This is a genomic window from Cupriavidus sp. DB3 (assembly GCF_020418465.1).
Taxonomy (GTDB): Bacteria; Pseudomonadota; Gammaproteobacteria; order Burkholderiales; family Burkholderiaceae; genus Cupriavidus; species Cupriavidus cauae.
In genome coordinates, this window is record NZ_JAIZPL010000001.1 from 648,373 (window position 1) to 672,308 (window position 23,936).

21 protein-coding genes are annotated in these 23,936 nt (G+C 63.8%); 8 read left to right on the forward strand and 13 right to left on the reverse strand.

Going from position 1 to position 23,936, the window contains the following annotated elements:
- Positions 1-19: 19 nt before the first annotated feature.
- From K7G19_RS02750 to K7G19_RS02760, 3 genes are read right to left on the reverse strand one after another with little or no spacing between them, the layout of a single operon-like run.
- Entirely contained in the window at positions 20-673 is a 654-nt protein-coding gene (locus tag K7G19_RS02750) for a hypothetical protein (protein ID WP_223819830.1), read from the reverse strand.
- Positions 670-3,633 (reverse strand): class I SAM-dependent DNA methyltransferase, encoded by a 2,964-nt coding sequence (locus K7G19_RS02755; RefSeq protein ID WP_150084670.1) that lies wholly within the window; start codon positions 3,631-3,633, stop codon positions 670-672. The genes K7G19_RS02750 and K7G19_RS02755 overlap by 4 nt, the downstream gene beginning before the upstream one ends.
- Positions 3,630-4,373, reverse strand: coding sequence for a hypothetical protein (locus tag K7G19_RS02760; RefSeq protein WP_223819829.1), 744 nt, complete (start codon positions 4,371-4,373; stop codon positions 3,630-3,632). Before K7G19_RS02760 ends, K7G19_RS02755 begins: the two co-directional genes overlap by 4 nt.
- A gap of 747 nt (positions 4,374-5,120) precedes the next feature.
- Here K7G19_RS02760 and K7G19_RS02765 point away from each other — a divergent pair.
- A complete protein-coding gene (locus K7G19_RS02765) occupies positions 5,121-5,372 on the forward strand; it encodes a hypothetical protein (RefSeq protein WP_144425785.1) in 252 nt (83 codons plus the stop codon).
- 250 nt (positions 5,373-5,622) lie between these two features.
- Here the strand turns inward: K7G19_RS02765 and K7G19_RS02770 are convergent, their stop codons facing one another.
- From K7G19_RS02770 to K7G19_RS02780, 3 genes are read right to left on the reverse strand one after another with little or no spacing between them, the layout of a single operon-like run.
- Entirely contained in the window at positions 5,623-7,044 is a 1,422-nt protein-coding gene (locus tag K7G19_RS02770; protein ID WP_174107778.1) for a hypothetical protein, read from the reverse strand.
- A 2-nt stretch (positions 7,045-7,046) separates the two neighbouring features.
- Positions 7,047-8,027, reverse strand: a complete 981-nt coding sequence (locus K7G19_RS02775) for an ATP-binding protein (protein WP_053821748.1) — start codon at positions 8,025-8,027, stop codon at positions 7,047-7,049.
- A gap of 3 nt (positions 8,028-8,030) precedes the next feature.
- On the reverse strand, positions 8,031-10,061 hold the full coding sequence (locus K7G19_RS02780) for a hypothetical protein (RefSeq protein ID WP_174107777.1): 2,031 nt from the start codon (positions 10,059-10,061) through the stop codon (positions 8,031-8,033).
- A 361-nt stretch (positions 10,062-10,422) separates the two neighbouring features.
- Here K7G19_RS02780 and K7G19_RS02785 point away from each other — a divergent pair, with 361 nt between their 5' ends.
- On the forward strand, positions 10,423-11,013 hold the full coding sequence (locus tag K7G19_RS02785) for a hypothetical protein (protein ID WP_174107776.1): 591 nt from the start codon (positions 10,423-10,425) through the stop codon (positions 11,011-11,013).
- A gap of 164 nt (positions 11,014-11,177) precedes the next feature.
- Here the strand turns inward: K7G19_RS02785 and K7G19_RS02790 are convergent, their stop codons facing one another.
- Entirely contained in the window at positions 11,178-11,345 is a 168-nt protein-coding gene (locus K7G19_RS02790) for a hypothetical protein (protein WP_226105646.1), read from the reverse strand.
- Between K7G19_RS02790 and K7G19_RS02795 the strand changes: the two genes are divergently transcribed.
- Both K7G19_RS02795 and K7G19_RS02800 read left to right on the forward strand, forming a co-directional pair.
- Positions 11,344-12,015: a helix-turn-helix transcriptional regulator gene (locus tag K7G19_RS02795; protein ID WP_226105647.1), complete on the forward strand. Its 672-nt coding sequence runs from the start codon at positions 11,344-11,346 to the stop codon at positions 12,013-12,015. The two genes, K7G19_RS02790 and K7G19_RS02795, sit on opposite strands and share 2 nt — an antisense overlap.
- Positions 12,005-12,571 (forward strand): DUF6036 family nucleotidyltransferase, encoded by a 567-nt coding sequence (locus tag K7G19_RS02800; protein WP_149320254.1) that lies wholly within the window; start codon positions 12,005-12,007, stop codon positions 12,569-12,571. The genes K7G19_RS02795 and K7G19_RS02800 overlap by 11 nt, the downstream gene beginning before the upstream one ends.
- A gap of 204 nt (positions 12,572-12,775) precedes the next feature.
- Here the strand turns inward: K7G19_RS02800 and K7G19_RS02805 are convergent, their stop codons facing one another.
- Positions 12,776-14,245, reverse strand: a complete 1,470-nt coding sequence (locus tag K7G19_RS02805) for an HdeD family acid-resistance protein (protein ID WP_255650664.1) — start codon at positions 14,243-14,245, stop codon at positions 12,776-12,778.
- A gap of 173 nt (positions 14,246-14,418) precedes the next feature.
- On the opposite strand from K7G19_RS02805, the gene K7G19_RS02810 reads away from it, so the two are divergent.
- Positions 14,419-15,687, forward strand: coding sequence for an MASE1 domain-containing protein (locus K7G19_RS02810; RefSeq protein WP_226105649.1), 1,269 nt, complete (start codon positions 14,419-14,421; stop codon positions 15,685-15,687).
- A complete protein-coding gene (locus K7G19_RS02815) occupies positions 15,680-17,170 on the forward strand; it encodes an acyl-CoA-binding protein (RefSeq protein ID WP_226105652.1) in 1,491 nt (496 codons plus the stop codon). The genes K7G19_RS02810 and K7G19_RS02815 overlap by 8 nt, the downstream gene beginning before the upstream one ends.
- Before the next feature lie 41 nt (positions 17,171-17,211).
- On the opposite strand, the gene K7G19_RS02820 is transcribed toward K7G19_RS02815, so the two are convergent.
- The 4 genes from K7G19_RS02820 to K7G19_RS02835 all read right to left on the reverse strand — a co-directional run bounded on the left by K7G19_RS02820 (position 17,212) and on the right by K7G19_RS02835 (position 20,711).
- Positions 17,212-17,685, reverse strand: coding sequence for an SgcJ/EcaC family oxidoreductase (locus K7G19_RS02820; protein WP_226105654.1), 474 nt, complete (start codon positions 17,683-17,685; stop codon positions 17,212-17,214).
- A gap of 30 nt (positions 17,686-17,715) precedes the next feature.
- The gene (locus K7G19_RS02825) at positions 17,716-19,221 is read right to left on the reverse strand and encodes a tripartite tricarboxylate transporter permease (RefSeq protein ID WP_226106290.1); all 1,506 of its coding nucleotides are present in this window, start codon (positions 19,219-19,221) and stop codon (positions 17,716-17,718) included.
- Positions 19,218-19,661: a tripartite tricarboxylate transporter TctB family protein gene (locus tag K7G19_RS02830; RefSeq protein ID WP_226105656.1), complete on the reverse strand. Its 444-nt coding sequence runs from the start codon at positions 19,659-19,661 to the stop codon at positions 19,218-19,220. The genes K7G19_RS02825 and K7G19_RS02830 overlap by 4 nt, the downstream gene beginning before the upstream one ends.
- Before the next feature lie 72 nt (positions 19,662-19,733).
- The gene (locus K7G19_RS02835) at positions 19,734-20,711 is read right to left on the reverse strand and encodes a tripartite tricarboxylate transporter substrate binding protein (protein ID WP_149320258.1); all 978 of its coding nucleotides are present in this window, start codon (positions 20,709-20,711) and stop codon (positions 19,734-19,736) included.
- Between the two features lie 134 nt (positions 20,712-20,845).
- Between K7G19_RS02835 and K7G19_RS02840 the strand changes: the two genes are divergently transcribed.
- Together K7G19_RS02840 and K7G19_RS02845 are read left to right on the forward strand one after the other, a co-directional pair.
- The gene (locus K7G19_RS02840; protein ID WP_149320259.1) at positions 20,846-21,520 is read left to right on the forward strand and encodes a response regulator; all 675 of its coding nucleotides are present in this window, start codon (positions 20,846-20,848) and stop codon (positions 21,518-21,520) included.
- Positions 21,507-22,958: a sensor histidine kinase gene (locus tag K7G19_RS02845; RefSeq protein WP_226106291.1), complete on the forward strand. Its 1,452-nt coding sequence runs from the start codon at positions 21,507-21,509 to the stop codon at positions 22,956-22,958. The genes K7G19_RS02840 and K7G19_RS02845 overlap by 14 nt, the downstream gene beginning before the upstream one ends.
- Here the strand turns inward: K7G19_RS02845 and K7G19_RS02850 are convergent.
- Positions 22,930-23,865, reverse strand: a complete 936-nt coding sequence (locus tag K7G19_RS02850; RefSeq protein ID WP_226105658.1) for a cyclase family protein — start codon at positions 23,863-23,865, stop codon at positions 22,930-22,932. The two genes, K7G19_RS02845 and K7G19_RS02850, sit on opposite strands and share 29 nt — an antisense overlap.
- Between the last annotated feature and the right edge of the window lie 71 nt (positions 23,866-23,936).

Below are 23,936 nucleotides of genomic sequence, written 5' to 3' on the forward strand. Positions count from 1 at the left end.
GCTCTCGCCGCGTTTTACTTCAATGGTCCAGGGGCAAAAACGCGTGGTGTAGGGCGATGGCCTCGGATGGCGGGGTTCGCGCATGCCGACTTTGCCACGTTTGCCCCTCAATGATCATGGCTGGCGCTAGGCGGTCCGCGTGGCGCGAGACACGGGACAAGTAGGCGTTGACGCCGCGCACCGCCGCTGCACAGGTGCCCGAGAGCACATAGCCAACCATGAAACCGACCGCGTGGTTCCCACCATACTTGCCGGCAGCGAATCGATCGACGCCTTCGATCACGTACTCGCGACACAAATGCGTATTCGATCCGGCGATCCGCTTGCATTCGATGATGGCATGGGGATCGTGCTCCTGCGTGCGCAAGAACACTTCGATTAAAACCAGCGGAATGTCGGTGCGCCCATCCGGCAGCACCACGCTGGGCGTCGAGCGCGACTCGGTGCCCGGCAGCACGACCAACTGCAAGGGCGAGTTCTTCAGTGCATGGCGCATGCCATCGCGCAAGCGCTCGGTCATCAGTACCTCACCTGCGTCGGTGTTCACGTCTGCGGCCGCACACGCGTGCTGCCAACCTGCTGCCACCGTCACCAAGATAGCAGCCACCACCTCGGGAGCCAGTTCGATGAACTGCCTGCCAAGGGCCGATGACGTCTCATAAGGAATCCTCAAGCGCGCCCCCCTACAAAACTCTCCGCCACAACGGCATCGGCATCCTCCAATGCGGCAATGTCCATCCAGTGACGGCGCGCTGCCGGCTTGATGATGACCACCTCGTTGCGCCCGTGCACGCGCAGTTCTCGCTCGGCACTGACTGCCGTGGCAATTTTCACTTGCAGACGATTGCCGATTCCCGCCAGCACGTCGCGCAACTTCCCGCCCGGACGGATCATGGACACGCTGCTCTTTCCCGGCCCCTCCTCCAAAATGAAGCGCACGACGCGAAGCGCGGCCTCCTTCGGCAGATCGATAATCTCTGCGCGCATATGCCGCTTCTTGCGCACAGAAAGCCACGCGTCCATGACGGACAGGAAGGTCCCTGCATACGAGGTCACTTCCACGTTACTGTCCGATGGCGCCATGGCGGCTTCACGCCCCTGCTCCCATTGCCAGCCCGCACGCAATAGTCCGTCTTGGATCACTACGCGGTCGGCCTGCCCTAGCTCATACAAATCGAACACGGCATCATCCAAGGCCTTCCAGTCTTCGGCCTGGACTTCGCGTTCGCGCAATGCCCGTGCGAGCACCAGAAGCCGCTGGCCTGCGGCCGAACTGACGGCGGACGAGAGCTCCGGCACCGGCAGCATCTCAACGTCTCGAATCAGCAGCTTTCGCTTGTAGACGCCGAACTCGGAAGCAGTCAGGCTGAAGAACCACGAAGCCAATGCGGAACTCAGAATCATGGCGAGCAGATCGGCCACCGGCTTCTGGCGCGCAGGCAATGACGCTGCGAAAAATGCGTCGGTGAAGATCAGATCCTGTTCAGCCACCGCCACGATCGCCCTTGGCTGAGCGAGCAGCATCTCCTTGACGATCAGCAGGGGCGCCCGATAGATTTGGCGTGCGCGCGGTCGTTGCGCCTTGGCATGGTGGTATCTCGCAAGACCGTCGGCAATCTGGAAGTGCCGCATATCACGGGTCTGCAGCAGCCCCAATCCGTTGAGCTCGCTGGCATCGAGCGTCCAGTTTTCCCGTTTGCCTTGGGTCAGCCCATCTCGGAATTTGGCATTCAGGACGGCAAGCCGCTCCCCCAGACTGCCATGCGTCATCGTCAGCTCATCGAGCAACATCAGATCCCGGCGACGCCCCACCGCGGCCGCTTTGAGCTTCAGGGGCTGCTTTTCGATTTCACCTAGCGTGAGCTTGAGGATGTCACTTGGAGCGACTTCGAACGAATGAGTTTTCGCGCCGCTGGGTGTCCATGGAATCTGCACGACGGTGATCTGATCGGCCCGCTGCTCGGACCGATGACGGGCGAAAAGCACCACTGCCGGCATCGTGGCGGTGGCGAACAGCCAGCTGCACAAGTTCGATAAATTGACCAGCGTCACCGGCGCCAGCATGCGCATGACATGGTGGGCCGCCTTCATTCCCGTGCCACTGCGGCTGAAGAACGGCGTGGCGCTCAGAATCACGCCAAAGCGAGTCTGCGCATGCGAAAACTCGGCCGCCCGCAGTACAAAGTCCAGGCCCTCTCCCCGCGGCTGCGTGGGTACCCCGGTGGTCATCGCTTGGCGCCGTGCCTGCGTACCGGATTGTCCCTTGAAGCTCCAGGGGGGATTGCCAACAATCAGGTCGAACTGCTTGAGCCCCGTCGACGTGGTTAGCACCGCCTTGCCGTCGCCTTGCCGTTCGATGGTCCTGGCATCGCCCACGAGCAACGTTCTGCCAATCAACGGCTCGAATTTGAGCGACTGTGATGGCTGCGGATCCGGATCGAGTTCGAGCGCGGCCAGGTACAGGCTGAAGGCGGCCACCCGGATCGCGGCTTCGCTGATGTCCACACCATGCACTTGTCCATAGAGGGTGGAGCGAATCAACTCCCGCGTGGGCGGTTTGCCACCGGCGCGCAGATACACTAGGCGCCGCAGTGCTTCGACTAGGAAGACCCCTGACCCGCAGGTCAGATCGAGCACCGATTCCCGTCCCGTCAGGCCATCCATGACCTCGTCGAGAATCAGCGACACGACTGACAGGCGCGTGTAGTGCACGCCGTTGCGCAATGCCTCCGATTTCTGCCCGTTCGCGTCCGGATCGGCATGCGCGAACTGTTCATAAATCGAACTGATCAGTTCGACCGGGATGACGTCGAACTGATACGGGAAGAATGTCAGCTGGCCAGTTTGCGGATCGACCGCTTCGAGGAACTCGGCGACGCGCTGCAAATGCTGAGCGGCCGGCGTCGTTCTCACCGACGACGGCGGGAACATGTCCCCGTTAAAGGTTTGCGCCAACCACTGAAACAGCTTGGTTGTAGCACTGCGGTCGCGCAGAATCGCCGGCAGCGCCGTGTAGCCGCACACGCGCCGCAGGCGCGCGGCACTGACGATGCCGCGGTCAATCAGGTATTGGGTAAAGATCACCCGTCCGATCAGCGCTTGCGCCGCGCTGCGTACCAGATTGCCGGCGACCAAATCCCGTTCGAGAAAGGCCAGGTCCGAAAGCAGCTTCTGGTCGACACCGGTCTTGCGATCCACCGCCGGTACTTGCGCCCAGAACTGACCGGTTTCAATCGCCAGTCGCCCGGCCAGTTCGTCCAGTCGATGCAGGGAGTCTTCGATCGTTTCGAAGCGCCCGATCAAGTGCTTTTGCGCGTCGCCCTCCTGCAGCGGGGTACCAAAGCCGTTGTACAAGTCGATGCGCTGGGGGGAAACGACCCACAGCAGTGGCGAAAATCCTTCGTTCCATACTTCACGCCGCCATTGGCTGACAACGTCATCGGTCGGGGGAGTCGCCTCGAACTTGAAGTAGACCGTTAGCGCCGAGGCGCTACGCCATGATGCATCCGGCACGAAGGCGCGGCCGCGCCGGGAAGCCTGGGCATCGCGGCCCAGTCGCAGGCCGGCTGCGGGTTGTCCGTCGGGAAGAAAACCCGTTGCCGCAAGAACGTGCTCTAGCGTTGCCGATATCACGCCCGGCTCCGTACGGCTTCGGGTGGAAAGGGAAGCGCAGCTTGCGCCGGCGCGCTCATCGCGGGCAACACCTGTTGTTGCAAGCGGGCAATCAACGGATCGAGCGCAACCACCAGTGTCGGTTCCGTCAGTACGTCTTTGCCGCTCCACGAATCGGCCCCATGCAGGCTGGCCGTGGTCGGTGTGACCAGCACGATGGCGCCTTCCATCAGTGGCGCGCTTGCGGCGAGCACCCGGAACAACGCATCCACACCGACACTGACCGAACCGATGTGAACGCCCAATGAACTAACCAACGCCTGGGTGACGGACAAACCGAGCAAGTCGGCGAAGCTAAAGCGGGCCGCTTTCCCCGTCTTCGAAGCGAGGTAGGGGATGGCCTTGCGCCAATGCCTGACGGTTTCCGTCGACACCCCGGTGAGGGTACGCATTTGATCCTGCGTGAACTGAATAGCGGTAACAGTCGGCATTCGCGTTGCTAACAACATAAATATGCGTTGATTCTCCCATGTACTTCCGTTTGAGGCAACGGCATACTGCGATAACAATCGCGGCACGACGGAGTTCCATGCGAGCGACGCTGGAATGACAAGACATCTACTAAGCCACAGCCGGCGCTTGACATGGCCGGCTTGGTCTTCGACGGCGCGGTCACCCTCGCTCTGCTGATTTCCTTGGAGACCGGGGGCAATCTTGCGCTGACGCTCGAGCGCAGCATCTCCCGCACCCTGCAGGTGCATGACTTGCGATCGCCGGCGTCGCAACTTCGTTGCAGGAACCCGCTGTCGTGTCGCTGCCCGCCTCCTGCGGGAGCGCGCCCTCTTCGACTTCGCCATCAATGCCCAGGACACGGGATCATTGTTCGTCAGCGATGCGCAAGGAAAACTTGCGCTTTGACTCGCAGCAGTGGCCGTCAAGTCGCTCTACGTCGCACATCGCGATTACTTTTCAGGCGCGCCACTGGGATTACGCCGGGCTGTACATCAGCCGGCCGTTTCAAGGGCGCCTGCAGCCGAGCGATAAATTCCTGGAGCTGAGCCGGCGCCTGATTTCGCCTGACGGCAGCCCGGCGCTGGGTACAGTGGCGTAACCCCTTGCTAAGCCCACCGGAGGCCGGGATTGCCGCTGACGGCATGAGCGCGCTTGCCCCGCTTGGCAACGGGGGCACGGTATAGTATCGACGGGGTGGCAACGTCGGGAGCATCGGATGCGAACAAGAATACGGAAGTCGGGCAAGGGCGCCTCGCTCCGGCTCCCGGCCGAGATCGTGGCAGCGACCAGGGATGAGTATGACGTAGAGGCTCTGATCACCGGCATCACACCTGAAAACCGCCACGGTGAAGTGGATTTCGGCCCGGCCGTGGGCCAAGAACGGCAGACATCCGGCCATCAAACGACGTCTGCCAAGCCCCATTCACCGAGCAGACGCCGGCCATGATGGCTGCGGGCACAGCGGCTCCTCTTCCAGGCTGCTATACAATCGATGCATGAAACCCGTGGATGGCTCGCGCATACGCTATGGCGACCAAGTGCGCCTTGCGTTGATTGATGGCCATCACTATTCGATGGCTGAGGCGACGCGCGCTTGTGGTTTGTATGGTCGGCTGATTGAAACAGGGCACCGCCTCGCCAGCCCGGCGTCACTCGTAGCGGTGCAGATCGCGCGCCGCGACCGCGCTGCCGCCAGTGCCCTGCAGCTGGAACGGCGCGTCAAGGCGCCTCCGCGTCGACCGTTTTAGCCCGCCTGCCGTCACAGGCGGCTTTTTTGTCGCCCCACCGTACCGGCAGCCGATCGGTGCGCTTCATCCCTGGCCGCACCAGCCTACTCGCTACGGCCGGCTGTCCCAGAACATCCGCGGAACGCGACCACGATGCCCAACTGATAGCTGCCGGCCCGGTCGGTGCCCTGATTTCGGGCTGGGATTTGACCGTAGAGGGTTGGCGGCCGCCGGCGGTCCCTCGTGCGCCCGGCCCGCCAGCGCCGCCCCCTCACCCTCGACCCCGGTGGTCGGCCGATCGCCAATGCAGAAGCGACGCCCCCTGTTCATCGCTGCGCAAGCGCACACAGTAGAGGGGGTCCTGGCGGTGGGAAGGATGGCTGCCGGCTTCAATATCGTCCAGCCAGCGCGTGATGGCGCGATGCTCGCTGTCGATCTCCCAACGCGCGGCAGTCCGGAACAGTTCAAGCAAAGGGGAGTCCCGATTCCATTCGCAGCAGGGCCATACCGATTGCATGGTGTATAGGTAACCGTCTGGGGACACCTGCGCCCCCTCCTTATAGGAAAGCACGCCAGCATCGCGCATCGCATGCGATTCCTTTAGAAAGCGATACATCTCTTGCTGCGCGAGCCGCGAGGGCAGCGCCCTGCCCCGGCTTCCCCAGTCTAGCTCTAGGTCCTGCACCGCCACTTCAAACGGGCATTGCACCGGCTCTTGCCCCAACTCATCAGGCTGGGTCTTGATCCAACAGAACGCGCCGAACCCGGCCTTGACGCGCTCCCACCGACACCCGCAGGTGCCATGGCGCTGCCTGATCTGCTGCTGGACGGACTGGCAGTACCACGCTGGAGAGCCTTCGGACGTATCGCCGGTATCCTTATAGAAGGCAAACAGGGAGTCAAACCGCAAGCCACGCCCGCCAAGACGTGCCAGCTCGCGACTGACTGCGCCCGGAAATCGGGTCTGATGGACGATCCAAGTGTCACCGCAGTCGGCAAACAGCGGCTCGAGCTCGGTGGGCAGCGGGGCCAGCGTGCGCAGCTGGCCAATGGCCTGGGCCATCGCGACTTTGCCACGATGCGTACCTGCCTCGGACCGCCACAGCTCGCCAGCCTGCATCCGCTTGGCGGCTTCGCACGCGTCGTGCACCCACGATGCCAGCATCAACAGAGCGCCGGGCTCGCGCGTCGGGAATGCCGGCGCGAAGTCCGGCCAAGCGGCGCAATGCCCTTGCATCAAGCGCTTTAACTCCCGTATGCGGCGGGCCCCTATGGTGCCGGTCCCGTCGGCCGGCACTGTGGTCAGCGCCACCCGATGTACGGGGCAGTTGGCCAACCACGGCATCTCGTGCAGGTAGCTGTGATAACCATGTTGCGCACAGGCTGCGCAATACCGAACGCTCGCTTCGTGGCTGTCGACCGGAGGGGGCGCATAGGTGCCGCACTCCTGCAAATCGAGCGTCTGTTGGAGTACGTCGGCCAACCGCGCCGGGTTCTCGCGCAATAGCGATGACACCCGCGCGACGTCATCATCGGAGGGAAATCCCGGATGGTGTGGCTCGATTCCCAGGAACGCGGAGCCGGCTCGCGCGGAAATGCGATTGAACGCGCAAAACCTGGCGACCAACGAAAGCGCCGACTCGTAGGGCCGCAGATTATCTGGCCACCAATTGATCGAGGGATAGCTCGCCACCGCTAACTGCCCGCGGCGATGATTCTCATGTGGTCAGAGAAGTTGGTCTTGGCCAATTCTCTGAGCCAATTCTCGTAGCAGGTCGCCTCGTCCCAGTCCATGCCGCGGGCCAGTTGGAACAGCACGCTCTCGGTCGCCTTGGCAACGTGTTGCATCGGAAACTCATGCCGCCGTCGCGCCTGCTGCGGTGACAACTCGACCAGGGCGTTCCAGAGAAGCTTGGCGCTGCCGGCCAGCCGGCGCCCGCGGGCAAAGTCCTCTGGCGCAAAATACGCCAGAAACGGCACCCCGCTGTCGACCGGCCATTCGGAGTCGACGTCATAGCCGTTCAGCACATACTCGATCTCCTGCACCGAGCGCAGACCGTGAAAGCGCGCATGGGCTGCCATGAAGCGGGCGGCCACATGCGCGTTGCCGGTGCTGGCCATGTATTCATGTCGATAGTTCAATTGATGCGTGCCGACCGAGAAGACGCTGAGCAGGTAACCGTCGTAATCGAGATCGTTCTGCAGGCCCACCAGCCACTTCCACTCGCGCAGCGTCAAATCCTGCGCTTCGTCAATCAACAAGACGACATAGTTGCGACACGCATTGTTGGCGATGGCAATGAAGCGTTGCCGACAGAGATAGGCCGCCTCGACCCGCTTGGGCACCTTGGCCGGGTTGACGAACTCGAAGTGCGACGCCATCAGAATCTGATGCCAGAACGCCGCTTCGTTGGAATGACTGTCGGGGCGTCGGCTCCATACCACCAGGGGCACGACTGCGCTAAATCGCTCCTCCAGCACCTTGCCGACATACCACTGCACGCAACGCGACTTGCCGAGCCGCGACGCACCATAGATATAGCCGCCCGGGCGCTGCTGATCGATCCATTCGCCCATCTGCTCGATCATGGCATGCATCGGCGGCGTGTAGATCGCATACTGCTTGGTCACAATGCAGTGACGCGGATCGATGCGCTCGGGCAGCGAGAACGACACGTTCTACTCCGTTCGCGCCATGCGCCGCGGGGGAAGCTCACCCTTCCCATCCGTGCCCGGGTCACCGGTTGTGTCAGCCCGTGTCACGGCCGGCGCGACCTCGGGCGCCTCCCCACCTCGGGATGACCCGCCGCGACCGCGCTCCAGCGCGGCATCAAGCATCACGGCGCCAATGGAAAGCTGGGAGGCCGCCGCCAAGATGCGCCTGGCTTCCAGGTACGCCGGATGAACCGGGAGCTTCTTGTGCGGCTGCGTCTCGACGTACTGGATGAAGGCTTCGATCGCATCGCCGCCGGGGGAAATCGCAAACTGGCCTCTGGCACAAGCGCGGCAGATGGCCGCGCGTACCGCCAGGCTATGCGGCGATAAGTGCCATGGCGGCGCTGCGCGCAGCACCCCCAACGGCACACCATCGAGCGTTGAGGCCAGCGCAACGCGGCAATCGTCCTCTTCATGGCAGATCACCCAGATCTCGGTGCCCACCAGATCCTGCCGGTTGTGCAGTACCTCGTTGCTGTAGCGGCCATAATGGAAGGTCACGTACGGTGCCCGCCCCACCGCCGCGCCGCCCCTGACCACACAACGCCTTCTCACGCTAAACAAGCCTTGCATGGCGGCGGCATCCACCCGGCGCCACGTCTCGCCGCCATGCCGATGCAGGAAGGCCGCATACTGCAAGGGCGTCCGGTTGCCAATGCCGCGGTGAGGGGTAGCGTTATAGTTGGCGATCAGCACGCCCAACAGCTCTTCGGCATATTCGTACTGGAAGCGGCTGGCCAGCGCCACGCCGTCTGGCTCACGGCCCTGCCGATCTTGCGGCTTCGCCCCGGTCGTGTTGGTCAAGCGCTGAAAGCCACGTCCGGCGAGGTTGCGGAAAAACGACTCAATGAACGGGCGATCGTCTTTGCTTCGTCGTGCCGCGAACGAATTGCGCGGCTCCAGCAGGGTCGAACCCACGGCCTGTTGGAGCGCAGCGCGAACGTGCTGGCAGGTTTCCGCCAGTGCGCCGTCGACGCTGGTTTCATCCCAACACAGCCCCACAAATTCCTCGCCGAGCGAGCCAAGCAGCCCTGCATCAGGCAAGTATGGGGTGTCGGAAAAGGTCACGGGACGCAGCTTCGGCCGGCTCAGTCCGGTCTTGATTGCCCGCAGGACATCGTCTTTCGAGACTTCTCGCCCGGTGCTGAAGTAGTAGCCAACCACCGCGCGCGAGACCACCTCGAGGATCACAATCACCCAGAGCCGGTGCACGATCTTCTCCGTGAAGCCGCCGCCGGCGAGCGGCAGCGACACGCAGAAGCGACCGTCCAGTTTGTGCGCGTCCATTTCGACCCGCTGCATGAACCGCAGGGCCGGCCGACCGGATCCATCGCCGGCTTTCAGCTTGCGCACCAGATCGGCTCCCCCGATGCTGGCTGCGAGCGATTTCGGGTCCGAGGACAGCACCTGTTCAACGAAGCGACAGATCGTGAAGTAAGCGCGAGTCGATGTATTGAACGGCCAGTCGCCGCGCGCCTCATAGCCGCGCTCGCGCAGTTGGTCAAGAAACCACAGCCAATGCCGTCGGGGCGATCGCCTGGCCTCGGATAACCGTTTGGACGATGGGCTAGAGCGAATCCGGGATTCGAATGACAGGCGCAGTTCCGGGTGCGCATCCAGCGTGGCTTGCAGCGCTCCGGCTGCCCCGCCGCCGAACCGGTCGACACGGATTTTCGTGCGGCGGCGGTATGGCCGTACTCTTAGCCACGGCACCAAGCCACGCCAACCATACGGCTGGCCATCTGGATGCGCCTGAAGACAACGCTCGGAAATCAAACGATAAACTTGCTTGTCACTGAACGAGGTCAGACGCTTGATGGTGTGGGCGTCGGCGCCGGAAAGATAAAGCTGGACCGCGTGTTTTCTGGAAAAGTACAAGGCGCGCCGCGGATCGTCGAGCGCGCCCTCGTCTGGCGTTGGCCAACCCGACGTGTCGACGCGTTGGCCACGAACGACTCGCCCGCCGCCGTAATGTTCATCGTTGCCTGGATCCATGAAGCGGTCCTCGACTTGGCAGGACGGGCGACATTGCCTAGGAAAACGTTTGAACGATAGAAGGCTTGCACGAGAATGCAAGCGACGCATCGGGCCAGGGCTGACACGCAGTCAGGCTAGGCGCGTCTCACAGGAGAAGTCCGTAGTGAACTTGCTACAGCCTTTCCCACCCCGTCTGCCGACCGTCGCTGCGGTCCTCTTCCCGACAGTCGCGCGAGGCTGGCAAACTTCCCCAGGACACCAGCAAGCGAGCGTCGTGCCGGGCGGATACGCCCAGTTCATCGCCTGCCGCTCGATCTCTGCACAGATTTGTTACAATTTTTAACTCGATGAGCCAGCCCTCTTTTCATTGTGAGCGGCAATGGGAAACCCCGACGAACTAAGCAGAGAAGAGCTGTTGCTCCGCCTCATCGAGCGCTACGTCATGATTGGTGGCCGTTACTACCGTGACATACCGGCGGAGCAACAGGCGCAATACCTACCCGACGTCTGCGAGAGCGAATCGTATCGATGTGAACGGTTGCGACAGCTGCTATATGAGCACGGCGCATTTCGAGGAGTGCCCTTCCGAAAGGGACCGATCGAGGTGATGGACGCCTTTATCGCCGAGGGTCCGCAGCGGCTTGCGGCAGAGCGCGAGAGACAGCGCGCCAGTGCCGAAGAAGACGAGCAAATGCGGAACCGACTTCTTGCACGGCAAAGAGAGCGCGAACCTCAGATTGACAAGACCGCAGACAAGCACCGCCGGCTGAGCTGGCTACCTTATGAGTCGGGGCCCAAAGGCCAGATTCTCGACCTCGTCAGTGCAAGCGTCAAGAAGTTGCACGCGGTCCAAATCGCCAAGCAGCTCGAGATGGAAGTAGCCGATGTTCTGGAAGGACTGGCGTCGCTGATCAGGTCAGAACGCATTATTGCGAGGGGCGACGGCACGTTTAAACTGGCAGACGAATAACCTGCCGGGGAGACACGCCCCTTCGCACGCTACCTGACAGACTGAAGATGTAACATGGCCGCCGTACATCCAAAGAACACTTTAAGTTGAACCGTTCAACGGAGTAACAATTTTCTGCAACGTTTGTTCAACTAAATTTGTTACTAGGCAAGCGACAAGCAGCGTCACGCCGTCAGTGCGTGAGTAACAAAATTACGCAAAACAACGGGTTGGACGCAGATATGCTGGCTACCGCCATAGGGACTCCAACCGCGCACGATACCGAGCAGCGCCGACAAAGTTTGTCCGGTAAAATGCTCAAAAGCGCCAATGTTGTCTAGAATACTGAACATGCCATCCTTCACCGATACCACCTCTGTTCTGGAACGTCACTTGCTGTTGCAGCTCGGCGATCGCATCAAACGCTTGCGCAAGGCACAAGGCGTCAGCACGGTCGAGATGGCAAAGCGCGTTGGCATCTCCCGGACCACTCTCGCGGCCGTTGAAGCGGGCGACCCGGCGCCTTCCATGGGCACGTATCTTCGCGTCATGTCCGTTTTGGGCGTGGCCGCCGATCTTGCCCTGTTGGTTAGCGATACGTTCCAGCCGCCACCGGAGCACTCCGCGGCCGCGTCATCCAGGCGTCCTGCGCCACAGGTCGAAGTCCGGGTCCGGACGGACTCCAGCCGTCACGAGGCGCAGGACCTCCAAAGCATGGCGCTTCACAAGGAAGCGATCCGGCTGATACAGGATGACCCCGCTCTACTAGCTCGGGCTCAGGAAGTCCTCCAGCGATGGCGCGCACAGGGTGGGTCACGGTCCGATTCACTGTGGTCCGAGTGGGAATCGATCCTTGCGAAGCGATCCTGGCGCAAAGCGCTTGGCCGGACGCGGCGTGCTCAGGAACTCCGCCAGGCCTCTCCTCTGCCCACGGTGTTACCAGACGACGTGCGGCGCAATGTGTTAGCGCAGGTCCAAGCATTGAAGACCGGCGTTATCCTCGGAGAGACGCATGAACCGTGAAGATCTGGAACACATCATCCGAGCGGCTGCCGACATCACGAACGAGTACGAGTTCGTCGTTGTTGGCAGTCAATCGATTCTGGGCCCGATCCCTAATCCCCCGGCGATTTTCACCATGTCGGCGGAGGCTGACATCTACCCGCTCAATGCTATCCACAAGGCGGATGAAATCGATGCCGCCATCGGCGAAGGCTCCCGCTTTCACGAGACTTACGGATACTACGCGCAAGGAGTCGGACCAGAGACAGCGTGTCTGCCGGCCGGATGGCAGAGCCGGTTGCAGCGCATCCAGACGTCCGGCACCAACGGGCGCGTAGCCTATTGCCTGGACGTCCTGGACCTTTTTATGGCCAAGGCTGCCGCGGATCGCGACAAAGATCGCGTCTTTTGCATGGCCTTGATTCAGCACGGCTATGTTTCGCCGGACGCCGCTATCAATCGCGTCAACGACATGCCGATGGAAAGGGCTGCTCAGGGACGGCTACGTGCCCGCATCAAGCGCTGGACAAAGGCCTTGCGCGAACAAGGTCATGAGATTCCCGGCGACGCCGCCTAGATTCCACCATCAGGCAATGCGCTGTGAACAAGTGCGGCTTCGCGCCGGCGCTCCGAGGCCGGCGCAATGGGCAAGCAACATGCTTGTCCCGTGCTGACGTGTGGCGCTACCGCGGACGTTGATGCCGGCGAACGGGCGGGCCAGGACGCAGCGCTGCTGCACGAGCCATCGGAACATCGCACCGGGGATCGACAATGCATTTCATCAGCGCCGCTCATCCCCGCGCCGCTCATCCTCCTCCCGCCATTGCCGGCGCTGCCGCCGCAGTCGCCTCAACGCCGGCATGCCAACCCGCCATGCACGCCGGGCCTGCGCTCCGGGATGGGGATCGACCAGCAGGCTTAGCGCGCGCGCGTAGTCGCGCACCAGACCGGGCGTCCATGCCATGGTCTTGGCCCGCTTGCGGATCTGCGCGGCAAGCCACAATTCGGGCGTCAGCATCGTCTTGAGCAGCAGGCCCCAGCTGTGGCGATGGCCGTGCCGGCGCATCAGCGCGCCCTCCAGGGCCGCTTCCAGCCCCCGTGCCACGCTGACCGCGCAGTTGCGATATGTCAGGTTGTAGGTCGTGTCCGAGCGCCACGCATTCCAGAATCGCTCCAGCCGCGCCGGATCATAATTGCGCAGGTGCACGCGCGCTGTGGAATCGCCGCGGCGAGCCGATTCCGTGGCGTAGTCAGGTTCGAACCGCCCTGGCACATCGTTGTCGCTGGACGCACGCAGCGCTTGCGCGACGCGGTCGGGGGTACGGTTCAATGGCGTGGCCGGATCGAAGCTGATGTAGATGCCTTCCGGCGATTCCAGCGCGGCATGGCCGGTCCAGATCGCGCCGTTGGCGTCGACGGCGGCGATATAGCGGTCAACCACCGGGCGCCGCCGCAGCGGACGCTCGACCGAGCCGGATGGCGTCCAGACATGGACCGTCAGTGCGGGGCCATCCTTGGCAGGAAGCGTGGCGGATGGCTCGGGCTGCTGAAACAGCAGCGTCTTCGTGACCTTGTGCACCGGCTCGTGCGCCGCGCCCGTACGAACCGGCGGAGAACCGGCTTTCGTCCTACCGCCCTCCTCTGCCCCGGCGCGCCGCCGTCGCGGACCATGCATGAGGCTTTCGATCGTTGCGCTCTCGGGAACGCGCATCGCGCGGTAGGCCAGCATGACCATGCCCCAGCCGCCGAACAACAGCCACAGCGACAGTGCGTAAGGCACGGTGCCCCGATAGTTCGTCGGATAAGGCTGAAAGAAGAACATCGCGATCAGGATCTCGATCGCCCCCATGCCCACGGCGATGCGCCAGCGCGGAAACCGCACCACGCTCGCCGAGACGCATTGCAGCAGGCCATCGAGCAGGAACAGCGTGCCGAAGAGCATCGACAGCCAGAAGTGGCCATGATGATGGCCTGCCAGAACAAGGGAGGCCGCGATTATCAGGGACAGTCCCTTGAACACGCGCATGCTGCGCATGCCGCCCGCGCCGACGAACGCGACCACCAGCGTACCGATGCCGCCGGCCATCAGCAGCAGCGCAAACAGCTCGAGCGGAAAGTAGACGGCGCCGTCCAATCCGTCGATGAACAGCACGATGCCGGCCAGTAGAAAGGCGATGCCGAGCCAGAACATTCCGCGTGCCCGTTGGCGCAGATAGTCGAATCCCAGCATGATCAGCGCGAGCCGGATCATCGTTCCCCCAAGGACGATATGCTCCACGGGGATTCTAGTCACTATGTTGCGCCTGCGCGACCTTGTACTACTATCCTCATCGACGCATGCCGGCCGCGTCCGCGGCCCGCTCCGGCAGGGATTCGGATCTATGGGGGATACCGATGCAGTCTGCAGGCACCCGCTTCATCGTCGTGGCGATCCTCGTCGCCATTGCCTATCTGGCCGTGGGCATGCTGTCGCGCGCCATGGCCGCGAGCGAAACACAGGCTGTCGCCGTATGGCTGGCTTGCGGCGTCAGCTTCGGCGCCTGGCTGGTGAGCCCGCCAGGCATGCGGGCGGCAATACTGGCCGGTACCGTCGTTGCCGCCGCCATCTGGGGCATCGCGGGACACGCCCTGCCCTTCGGCGCCGCGCTCGCATTCTCCGCGATCGAGACTGCCAGCATTGCGATCGGCGCCTGGATCGCCTCGCTTCGCCAACATGCCGCCCGGCCGCTGCAGGCCGCGGCGCTGCTCGTGGCAGGCGCCATCGTCACCAGCGTGGCAGGCGCGACGCTCGCCGTGGAACTCTGGCGCTGGCTGCAACCGGGGGGCGCTATCGACCTGGCCCGCGAATGGCGCGCCTGGGCGTTTTCCACGATCGTCGGCATCCTGCTCGTCGCGCCCGTGATCGTCGGCTTCAAGGGATTTGCCGTCAAGCGTTCCGGGGGCATGCCGATGAAGCAGTTCGGCGCCGGTGCGGCCATGTTCGCGCTGTTCCTGCTGACGACCCTGATCGTCTTCGATCGCAGCGTGCATCAGCGCTTCGGCGACGTGGCGGCGACGCTCACTTACCTGCCGATGCCGTTCCTGCTGCTGGCATCGATGTTCTGGGGCCCGCGCGGCGGCGCCGTTGCCACGCTGGTGGGCGCGCTGCTGATCATCTGGCTGACCGCGCACGGCGGCGGACCGTTTGCGATCCGCGAAGGTTTTCCGGGCGAGTCGGTGGTGGAGGTGCAGGCTTATGTCTGGGTGTGGGCAGTGCTGCTTCTCGCCGGTCGCGCGCTCAACGAGGCGCGACGAACCGCGCTGGCCAAGGCACGCGACTGGCAGCTGCGCTACGAGCGGACGCTGCAGGCCAATGGCGTGGCAAGCGTCGAGTTCGATGCCGTCACCGGCGTCGCGTGGTGGGGAGAATCGGCCGAAGCCGTACTCGGCGCCGAGGCGGCGCAGCTGCGCAATATCCGCGACTGGCTCGACCGCGTCGACGATGCCGACCGGCCACTGGCGCAGGCGGGCTGGGAAGCCGTGTCAGCCGGCCATCGCGACATGAGCACCGATGCGTATGACATCCGGCTCGGCGGACGCGATCTGCATGTGCAGGCGCGCCTTGCACCGGTGAGGGGGCCGGATGGCGCCGTCGAGCGCGTGGCATGCCTGCTGCGCCTGGTCACGCCCGTGGGCGCGGAACGCCATGCGTGAGCCCGGCGTCTTCCTGATCCACGGTCTGGGCGGTACTCAGTACGACCTGGGCTCGATGCACAAGCGGCTCAAGAACGCGGGATTCGTCACGCATTCGCTGACCTTGCCGGGTCACGGCACGAAGCCGGAGGACCTCGTCGACGTGCGCGCGGAGGACTGGCTCGAAGCGGTGCGGGCGAAGTACCACGAAATCATCGGCCAGCATGACGTGCTGCATCTGATGGGCATGTGCATGGGATCGCTGCTGGCCGTGGAAACCGCCAAGCGGGAACGCCATGCCAAGGGCAAGCTCGTCGTGCTGGCGCCGCCGGTCTACATCGACGGTTGGGCCACGCCGTGGTATCGCGGTGCGCGAAGCCTGCTCTATCGGGTACCGGGCGTGCCGGCTCGGATGAAGGTCATGGAAGAAGAACCGTACGGCATCAAGAACGAGCAACTGCGCGCCATCGTCAAGGCCAAGTTCGAACGCGGCGAGAATTTCCACTATGGATGGGTGCCGCTCGCCTGCATCCGCGAAGTCGACCGGCTGCGAGGCTTCGTCATGACGGGCCTGGACCGGATCGCCTGCCCGACGCTGGTTGTCCATGCGCGCGAGGACGAGCTGACCAGCCTGCGCTCGGCCACTTACCTCGTCGAACACATCGGCGGCAGGAAGCGCGCCGGCCTGGCCCGCATGGTGGTGCTCGAGGACAGCTACCACATGGTCTGCGTCGACAACGACCGCGAAATCGTCGCCCGCAACGTGCTGGAATTCTTCGATGTCACGGCCGCGGCCTCGCTCGGCATGGGACCGGTGGACGCGGCCATGACGCCCGCCGAGGTACTGGCGCTGCTCGAAACCGCCCGGCGCCTGCTCGAATCCGGAGACTTCGCGGGCCTCTACGCCGCCGGCATTCCGGACTTTGCGTGGCTGCAACCGGGTGCGAACCGCGCGACGGGCGTCTATCGCGGCGGCAAAGGCCTCGCCCGGCTCAAGGGCTGGGCGATGGGCGAGCCGCCGTTGCGCTTCGGCGCCTTCGGCATGCCGAGCCTGAACGCCGGCGTGGCGGTGTTGCCGGCCACGCTGATGGCCGGCGAGGCGCTTGCATCGCCCGGCGTGCTGGCGCTTGCCATGCGCGCCGGCAAGCTGCTGGAGGCGCGCTGGTTTCCCGACGATGTCACGCTGGAAGACCGCTTCTTCGGCGGCGAGCCGGTTCCCGAGGGCCCGAGCCCGCAGGAAAAGGCGTTCTCGGAAGCGGCGGCACTGTCAAAGACGCTGCGCCAGGCGCCGGACAACGACACGCTGCTGGCCCTCTACGCGCTCTACAAGCAAGGCAGCATCGGTGACGTGGTGGGCGAGCGCCCCGGCGTCATGGATGTCGTGGGCCGCGCCAAATACGATGCCTGGGCCGCGCGCAAGGGCATGACGACGCAGGCGGCCATGCAGGCCTACGTCAGCCTCGTGCAGGAGCTGCGGGCCAGGGAGGAGGCGGCGGTGTCGTAGCGGATATCCGTGCATCGAGTTGAACCCGCCTCTCGACAGATTCAATCCTTCAGCTCCTCTCTCAACTTCGGCGCGCCGGTGCGAGGATCCGTCACGGTGACATTCTCCAGCGCCTTGATTCGCCAATCGCCCTCCTGTCGCGTCAGCACCGCAAGGATCACTGTATCCACAGCATGCGGGCCCGCTGGATGAGCCGTTCCAGCCGTCAGTCGACTCCAAAAATGCATCACCACCGCTTCGGGGCCGATGGTCACCACGTGTATCAGTTCGTTTTCGAGCGTGGAATCACTGTAGATCGTTGCGTGAATCGGAGCGTGCATCTCGACAATCGCCTCGACGCCGCGCACGTAGCGCCCAAACCGGTTCACGAATGTCGCATCCTCATGGAACAATGCTGCGAAGGATTCCATATCGTGCCGATTCCACGCGTTCTGAAACGCTCGCAACGCTTCTTCTGGGTGTTTCATATCGCTGGTATCGCAGAACGTTGTAGCGGTTTTTTCTGGCCATTTCATGATAGCAGTCAGCGAAAATCCACGTCGTGATTACGCAACCTGCCTCCGCGCCCCGCGCAACCGCCGAACAAGGAACGGAGCAATCAACATCGTCCCCGACGCCAGCAGCAGCCCCGCCGAAATCGGGCTCGACCACAACACCGCCACGTCGCCATTCGAGATGGACAAGGCGCGGCGCAGATTCTGTTCCAGCATTTCGCCCAGCACGAAACCGAGGATCAGCGCGGACATCGGGAAATCCATCTTGCGCAGGATATAGCCGAACACGCCGAGCACCGTCATCAGCACCAGATCGAAGGTGGTCGCATGCACGGCATAGACGCCGATGGCACTGATCGCGGCGATGGCTGGCACCAGCATCCACATCGGTGTGGACAGTGCACGCGCGAACAGATTGACCAGCGGGATATTCAGCACCAGCAGCATCACGTTGCCGATGAACAGCGAGGCGATCAGGCCCCAGACGATATCCGGCTGCTGGGTAAACAGCATTGGGCCGGGCGTGATGTTGTACAGCGTCAGCGCGCCCATCATCACCGCGGTCGTACCCGAGCCGGGCACGCCGAGGGTCAGCATCGGCACGAAGGAGCCGGTCGCCGAGGCGTTGTTGGCCGCCTCGGGCGCCGCCACGCCGCGAATATCGCCGTGGCCGAAGGTTCCGTTGCTGCCGTAGATGCGCTTCTCGGTCATATAGGTGATCGCGCTGGCAATGGTGGCCCCCGCTCCCGGCAGCACGCCGACAAAGAAACCGATCACCGACGAACGAACCGTGCACCACCACGTCTGCGCGGCCTCCCGCGCATTGAACATCATGCGGCCGGTGTTCTTGACCAGTTGCTGCCCTGTCTCGGTATGCTGCTCCAACATCAGCATCAGCTCGCTGACCGAGAAAAAGCCGATCACCACCACGATGAACTGGATGCCATCGGACAGGTGCACGTTGTCGAAGGTGAAGCGGTACACGCCGCTATTGGCGTCGACACCGACGGTGGCCAGCGTCAGGCCGATCAATGCCGCCAGCAATGTGCGGACCGGCTTGTCGCCAACCATGCCCGCCAGGCACGCGATGGCAAAGATCATCAGCGCGCAGTATTCGGCGGGACCGAAGGCCACCGCCCAGTCGGCAAGCACCGGTGCGAAGATCACCAGGCCGAGGGTGGCAATCACCGATCCGACAAACGAACTCCACGCGGAGATGGACAGCGCCACGCCGGCCAGTCCCTTGCACGCGATCGGGTAGCCGTCGATCGCCGTCATGATGGCACCGGCGTCGCCCGGCACATTGAGCAGAATCGACGAGATGCGGCCGCCGTACTCGCATCCCATATAGACGGCGGCCAGCAGAATCAGAGCGGTCTCCGGCGGCAGCTTCATCGCATAAGCCAGCGGCAGCAGAATGGCGACGCCGTTGATCGGACCCAGCCCCGGCAGCATGCCGACCAGCGTTCCGATAAAGGCCCCGATCGCGGCCACCAGCAGGTTCGACCATTGCGACGCAATGCCGAAACCATGCAGCAGATGTTCGAACGCGCTCATAGCAGGCCCTCGATCAGGGTGCCGATCGGCAGCGTGACTTCCAGCCAGCGATCGAACAGGAAAAACAGGCTGATGCCCATCAGCGCGCCGGTCGCCACGCAGGCCATCCACCCGCCGCCGAACAGCCGGCCCAGCACGATCGTCAGCAAGGCGGTGGCAATGGCAAAGCCGAGCCACTGGAACACCAGTGCATACGCCAGCAGTGCAGCCACCATGATGGCCAGCCGGAAGGCGCCGCCGCGCTGGGGCCAGGCGACCTTGGGCCCCGGAAAGACAAGCAACCAGATACTGCACAGTGCCATCAGCACGCACAGCAGCAGCGGGAAGGCCCGCGGCCCCACCGGCTCGTAGCTGAACTCGGCGGTAAATCCCGTGGCCACCCACGCGGCGGCGGCGCTCAGCAGCAGCCACGCGATGGCGAAAACGCGATCACTATTCATCGATATCTCGGGGTGTTGGAGGTGGCCGCGGGCGCGGCCCAAGGGAGATGCCGGGCGTCCCGGCGGCCCGCTTTACTTCATCAGGCCAAACTCGCGCGCCAGCGTCTGGTAGCGGGCGACTTCGGCCTTCACATAGCTGTCCAGTTCCGGGCCGGTCTTGGCAAACGGAAAGAGGCCCCTGGCGTCGAGCGCTTCGCCAAACTGGCGTGAGGCCAGCAAGTTCCGGAACGCAGTGCTCCACCATTGGAACTCGGCATCGGGCACCTTCGGCCCCATATAGAAGCCGCGCACGATGGGCCATTGGACATCGAAGCCCTGCTCCTTCGCGGTCGGAATCGCCGCCAGCTTGCCGGGCAGGCGCTTGTCGGCCAGCACCGCGAGCACGCGGATCTTGCCGGCCTCGAGCATGCCCGCGACCTCGCCGATGTCCCCGGGCACGACCTGCACATGGTTGCCGAGCAAGGCCGTGATGGCCTCTCCGCCGCCCTCGAATGCGACGTAGCGCATCGTGCGATGCTCGACGCCGGCCTGCTTGGCAACGAGCGCCGCCTTCATCCAGTCCTGGCTGCCGACCGAACCGCCCGCGCCAAACACCACCTTCTGCGGATCGGCCTTCATCGCGGCCATCAGGTCCTTCAGCGTCTTGTACGGCGAGTTGGCGGCGACCGCGACCATGCCGTAGTCGGTACCGATGGCGGCCAGCCACTTGACGTCGTCCGGCCCGTATTTGCCGAACTTGCCGTGGGCCAGGTTCAGCAACGAGCCGCTGGAGAAAGCGACGATGGCCTGGCCATCGGCCGGCCGCTGTGCCACGACGGCGTTATAGGCGACCGCGCCGATGCCGCCCGGCATATAGGTCACGCGCATCGGGCTCTTCAACTGGCCGCCGTCCTGCAGCGAGGTTTGTGCCAGCTTGCAGGTCAGGTCAAAACCGCCCCCCGGCTTGGCCGGCGCAATGCATTCGGGGCGCGATGGCTGGGCCTGGGCGTTCGTGGACAGCATCGCCCCGGCGGCGAGCATGGCGACGACGAGCTTGGGAATGGCGGTCATGGGGTCTCCTGGTCCGGTCGTTGTTATGGCGCGCGAACACGAATTGACTTCGGCGCGATTGGCCGTATCGTAGAGCCCGATGCTGTCGCGAGCCTGTCATCGCGACTGTCACGGCCTAGCGTTTACCCTATTCCATGCGTTTATTGCTGATCGAGGATCATCAGGAGCTTGCTGCCTGGATGGTCAAATCCTTGCGGGCGGACGGATTCGACATGGATCATGTCCCCGATGGAGAAACTGCCCTGACGATGCTGCAGGAGCAGCCTTACGGTGTGATCCTGCTCGACCTGTCATTGCCCGGCATCGATGGCCTGGAAGTCCTGCGGATAGCCAGGGCGCGCGGCGTCGGCGCGCCTATCCTGATTCTGACCGCGCGCACCGAAGTTGCCGACCGCATCAAGGGCCTGGACCTGGGCGCCGACGACTATATCGCCAAGCCCTTCGACCTTGGAGAATTGAGCGCGCGCATCAAGGCCCAGTTGCGGCGCACCCATGGTGGCCAGCCGGTGACGCGCTTCGGCGATCTCGCCTTCGACTCGGTCGAGCGCATCTTCCTGCTGCGCGATGCGCCGCTGATGCTGTCGCGGCGCGAACATGCGGTTCTGGAAGCGCTGTTTATCCGCGCCGGCCGCGTGGTAACACGCGAAAGCCTGCTCGGCCGGGTGTTCTCGCTGGATGACGAAGTCAATCCCGAGGCCATCGAGCTCTACGTATCCCGCGTACGCAAGAAGCTGCGCGACAGCAAAACGACCATCACCGCCGTCCGGGGCATTGGCTACCTGCTCGAATCGAATCATGGCAGCGACTGAGCGTCGGCACAGCCTGCGCCGCCGTCTGCTTTGGCGCTTGACCATCCCGCTGGTCGCGGTCGGCATCTTTACCGCTTTCACCTCGTATCGCACCGCGTTGTCCGAAGCCAATCAGGCCCATGACCGCACGCTGCTGGCTTCCGCGCGCGCCATCGCGGAGCGGCTCGACTATCGCAATCACCAGTTGGTGGTGGACGTTCCCTATGTCGCACTGGACACCTTCCAGGTCGATATCCGGGGCCGCATTTTTTATCGGGTCCGCGATCCGGCGGGGCGTTTTGTTTCCGGTGACCGGGATTTGCCGCCGATGCCCAAGGACGTGCCGCGCAGCGACCACTACCCTGCCCTCGTGCATTTCTACAATACCGATTACCTCGGCACGCCGCTGCGCGTCGCGGCATTATGGCAACCGGTCGCGGGCGCCGGCGATGGCGGCATCGCCCTGGTCGAAGTCGGCGAAACGCTGGAAATGCGCGACGACATGGCGATGCGGCTGCTGGCCACCACGCTGTGGCAGCAGGCGCTGTTGATCGCTGCCTCGCTTGCGCTGATCGCACTGGCCGTGTATGTCGCACTGCGGCCGCTGAAGAATATCGAGGCCACGCTACGGGCCCGCGACACCGCCAGCCTGGATCCCATCGACGTTCCCGAACTGCCGCGGGAAATCCATCCCCTTCTCGCCTCGTTGAACAGCTATCTGGACAGTCTGCGCGGCATGGTCTCGCGGCAATCGCAGTTCCTCGACGATGCCTCGCATCAGTTGCGCACCGCGCTCGCGCTGGTCAGAACGCAGGCAGACCATGCCGTGCGGACCTATCAGGCCAAGCCGGAATGGCGCGAGATCCGGGACGCCATTGACCGCACCATCCGGCTGACCAACCAGCTGCTGGCGTTGGCGCGTACCGATGCCCAACCGCCGCATGCCGCGCAAGGCGCCGCGCTGCAGCGGCTGGACCTGACGGCGCTGTGCCGGGCGGTGTCGGCCGAGTGGTATCTCGCGGCGCGCGACCGGCAGCTGGACTTCGGCCTGAGCGCCTGCGACCAGGTGCACGCCTACGTCAACGGCGACGAAGGCATGCTGCGCGAAATGCTGGCCAATGTTCTCGACAATGCCGTGCAATACACGCCCGCGGGCGGACGGGTGGAAGTAACCGTGATGGCGGGGGCCACCACGCATCGGGTGCTGGTGGACGACAGTGGCCCCGGCATTGCGCCGGCGATGCGGACCAAGGCATTCGAACGATTCGCGCGCCTCGGCGGCTCGCGCTCTCCGGGCAGTGGACTGGGTCTGGCAATCGTGCGGCAGATCTGCGAAGCGCACGGCGGACGCGTGCTGCTGGAAGACGGGCCGGATGGACGAGGACTTCGGGTCCGTATCGAATTGCCTGCCGCCAGCGCGCCCGGCCGTGTCAGCGGATCGCTACCGGATTCACGTTGACCTGCGTCGAGCCGACATAGCGTGGCTGGCCCAGCACGAACAGGAATTCCCACGCCTTGTCACGCACCAGTGCGCGGCTGTCGATCAGTTCGAGGTTATAGATGCCACGCTTGGCCAGCATGAACTGATTGACCGGAAACTCTTCGCCGCTCGGATTCGGGTACACCTCGGACGCCCAGGTGTCGCCGCCGAACGCCACGATGCCCTGGTCGGCGAGCCATCGCGCCGCTTCCATGCCGATGCCCGGCTCCACGTCGAGGAACTGCTTGTTGTCCTTGCCGATCAGATCGAGCCATCCGGTGTGGAACAGCACGACATCGCCCTTGCGCAACGCGACGCCCTGGCGCTTGAGCACGGTCTGGATATCGGCAACCTTGAATTCCGTTCCGCCCGGCACGATGGCCTTGCCATAGTGAGCGGTCATGTCCAGCACCACGCCCCGCGTGACGATCGGCGGTACCTTTTCCACGCCCAGCTTCTTCACGCCCTCCACCGTGACGATGTCCGCGGCGCGATTGCCGTTGTAGTAGACGTTGTCGATACCGATATGCCCGATGCCATTGAGCTGGGTGCCGACGCCGGTCCACGCCACGGCGAGCTCATCGTTGAACGTAAAGCGGTTCGGCCCCAGAGTCTGGCCGGCCTGCTCCCCGGGCTGGATGTTGTACAGCTTGAAGCTGCGATGCCGGAATGCCGGCAGATCCTTGCTGACCGGAACGCCGAGCGCATAGGTCTTGCCGGTCTTGACCAGCCCGGCGGCCTGCCGGACGACGTCGGGCGTCAACAGGTTGGCCGCGCCGATTTCATCGTCCGGCCCAAACTGCGAGGGATACCAGTCGGCCGCCGATGCGCCGTGAGCCGTTGCCGCCAATATCACCGCCATCGCAATTCCGTGCTTCGCTTTCATCGTGTTCTCCGCTCTCTGACGATCGAATCACGATTCTGCTGTGGCGCTCGACTGCGAAAAACCGGCCCGGC

Bases quoted from the DNA above. Each gene is read 5' to 3' on its own strand.
- K7G19_RS02760 (WP_223819829.1), bottom strand. From the start codon at position 4,373: ATGCACCTGCAGGGTGCGGGAGATGCTGCGCTCGAGCGTCAGCGCAAG.
- K7G19_RS02765 (WP_144425785.1), top strand. From the start codon at position 5,121: ATGAAACCCGTGGATGGCTCGCGCATACGCTATGGCGACCAAGTGCGC.
- K7G19_RS02780 (WP_174107777.1), bottom strand. From the start codon at position 10,061: ATGGATCCAGGCAACGATGAACATTACGGCGGCGGGCGAGTCGTTCGT.
- K7G19_RS02785 (WP_174107776.1), top strand. From the start codon at position 10,423: ATGGGAAACCCCGACGAACTAAGCAGAGAAGAGCTGTTGCTCCGCCTC.
- K7G19_RS02795 (WP_226105647.1), top strand. From the start codon at position 11,344: ATGCCATCCTTCACCGATACCACCTCTGTTCTGGAACGTCACTTGCTG.
- K7G19_RS02790 (WP_226105646.1), bottom strand. From the start codon at position 11,345: ATGTTCAGTATTCTAGACAACATTGGCGCTTTTGAGCATTTTACCGGA.
- K7G19_RS02800 (WP_149320254.1), top strand. From the start codon at position 12,005: ATGAACCGTGAAGATCTGGAACACATCATCCGAGCGGCTGCCGACATC.
- K7G19_RS02805 (WP_255650664.1), bottom strand. From the start codon at position 14,245: ATGATCCGGCTCGCGCTGATCATGCTGGGATTCGACTATCTGCGCCAA.
- K7G19_RS02815 (WP_226105652.1), top strand. From the start codon at position 15,680: ATGCGTGAGCCCGGCGTCTTCCTGATCCACGGTCTGGGCGGTACTCAG.
- K7G19_RS02820 (WP_226105654.1), bottom strand. From the start codon at position 17,685: ATGAAATGGCCAGAAAAAACCGCTACAACGTTCTGCGATACCAGCGAT.
- K7G19_RS02825 (WP_226106290.1), bottom strand. From the start codon at position 19,221: ATGAGCGCGTTCGAACATCTGCTGCATGGTTTCGGCATTGCGTCGCAA.
- K7G19_RS02830 (WP_226105656.1), bottom strand. From the start codon at position 19,661: ATGAATAGTGATCGCGTTTTCGCCATCGCGTGGCTGCTGCTGAGCGCC.
- K7G19_RS02835 (WP_149320258.1), bottom strand. From the start codon at position 20,711: ATGACCGCCATTCCCAAGCTCGTCGTCGCCATGCTCGCCGCCGGGGCG.
- K7G19_RS02840 (WP_149320259.1), top strand. From the start codon at position 20,846: ATGCGTTTATTGCTGATCGAGGATCATCAGGAGCTTGCTGCCTGGATG.
- K7G19_RS02845 (WP_226106291.1), top strand. From the start codon at position 21,507: ATGGCAGCGACTGAGCGTCGGCACAGCCTGCGCCGCCGTCTGCTTTGG.
- K7G19_RS02850 (WP_226105658.1), bottom strand. From the start codon at position 23,865: ATGAAAGCGAAGCACGGAATTGCGATGGCGGTGATATTGGCGGCAACG.